This is a genomic window from uncultured Brachyspira sp., from assembly GCF_910588665.1.
Lineage (GTDB): Bacteria > Spirochaetota > Brachyspiria > Brachyspirales > Brachyspiraceae > Brachyspira.
Window position 1 is genome coordinate 1 of record NZ_CAJUPR010000052.1, and the last position, 1,512, is coordinate 1,512.

Annotated in this window: 2 protein-coding genes; one reads left to right on the top strand and one right to left on the bottom strand. The window is 30.8% G+C overall.

Annotated features, from left to right (window positions below; genetic code table 11):
• A partial coding sequence (locus QZ306_RS10585) for a hypothetical protein (RefSeq protein ID WP_295163672.1) occupies window positions 1–488 on the bottom strand: 488 nt, incomplete at its 3' end.
• A gap of 40 nt (window positions 489–528) precedes the next feature.
• Here QZ306_RS10585 and QZ306_RS10590 point away from each other — a divergent pair.
• Window positions 529–1,512 (top strand): hypothetical protein (locus QZ306_RS10590; protein ID WP_295163673.1); only part of this gene is annotated, 984 nt, incomplete at its 3' end.

Consider the following 1,512-nt stretch of genomic DNA (forward strand, 5'->3'; position numbering starts at 1 on the left):
CTATTATCTTTATGCATAACATTTTGACATTGCCTTGCTGTAATCCTAATTTTTGAAGGAACAATTTTACCTTTCTTAATAACTATTTTTTGAGTCTCTGCTGTTTTATTACATCTTAGTTTGTCATCATAATAGCCGATATGAACATAAATCATACCAAAAATAGTAATATGTTTCTTTTTACATGCATCAGCAAAAATCTTTAATCTATCTAAGAATTCTTTCTTATCATACCATTCAAAGGTTTCGACAAAGATTCTATATTTATCTTCATCATTATTTTTTTGTTTAGATTTTTTACCAGGATTCCTTGACTTTCTTGTTATTGCTGCTTGTTGAATAATAAATATATCATTAGGATTCTCATCCTTTTCGCCGTCCAAAAAGATAGTAGGAAACCATTTATTTCTATCTTCATGTTTTATAATTTTATCAATCCCTTTTTTAATGTATAACGTACTCTCTATGGGAAAAATTAAATCTGTCATTTAAAATTTTTAAAAATATAAATAAACAATGACAAAATATATGTTTGTTGGAGGTTATTTAAAGTTTAAACCTGCCTTAAGTCCGATAACTATAGAGAATCTTACTGCGATGACAAATCAAGTCCGGTATCCTTTAGCCGTTTTCCATAAAAATACTATGCAGTTATCTTGTCAATATAATTGGTTATCTGATACTGCAAATTCGATATTGCTGAAATATATAAAAGAAATTCGTAAAAAGAAAGTCAGAATAACAGGATATTTATTAGTTATAGTCAAGAATAGGAATGGAAGTATGGAATTATATAAATATATACCAAAATATGGTACTTTACGAGCTGTTAGAGGGTATTTCAGATTAGTTCGAGATTATCTTCCTGACCCTACATACGCAGAGAGAATTGGACCACAAAATAAGCCTTCATTCTGGACAGATTCTGATTCTGACTGGCTATCTGATTCTTCAGATGGTCCTGACCCACCTAAGAAATCCAATAAAAAGTCTATCAAACTTGATGAAGAAAATGATGATTATGCCCTTCCTATGCCCGAACCTGAGCATGAACCTGCTCCTAAACCAAAAGAAAAAAAGAAACAAGACGAAAAGCCAAAATCAAAGTCTTCTAAACCAAAATCTCCAATTGACTATTCCTTAGCAGATTTATTCAAAGTAGATTCATCAGAACCTCCTTCTAGACAGAAAGCTAGTCCCTTTAAATCATCTTCTCGAGAACTTAAGCCTCTTTCTGCTCCTTATTCTGGTATTCGAATTAGTCAATCAGATGTGAATTCTCTTCAGCCTTTGTGTTGGCTGGATGATAATACTATTTGTTCTTATATTCGATATTTAGAATGTTTAGCTAAGGACCACAATATTAAGCATAGAATATTAATTTTGAAACCTATATTTTGGGAAGCATTAAGGAGATGCGGAAAGAATTTTACATTAAAGGATATGCAAGATATTGACTCAAGATTGACTAGCTATAAGGACTTAAAAGACTGGTATTATGACATTTTATTC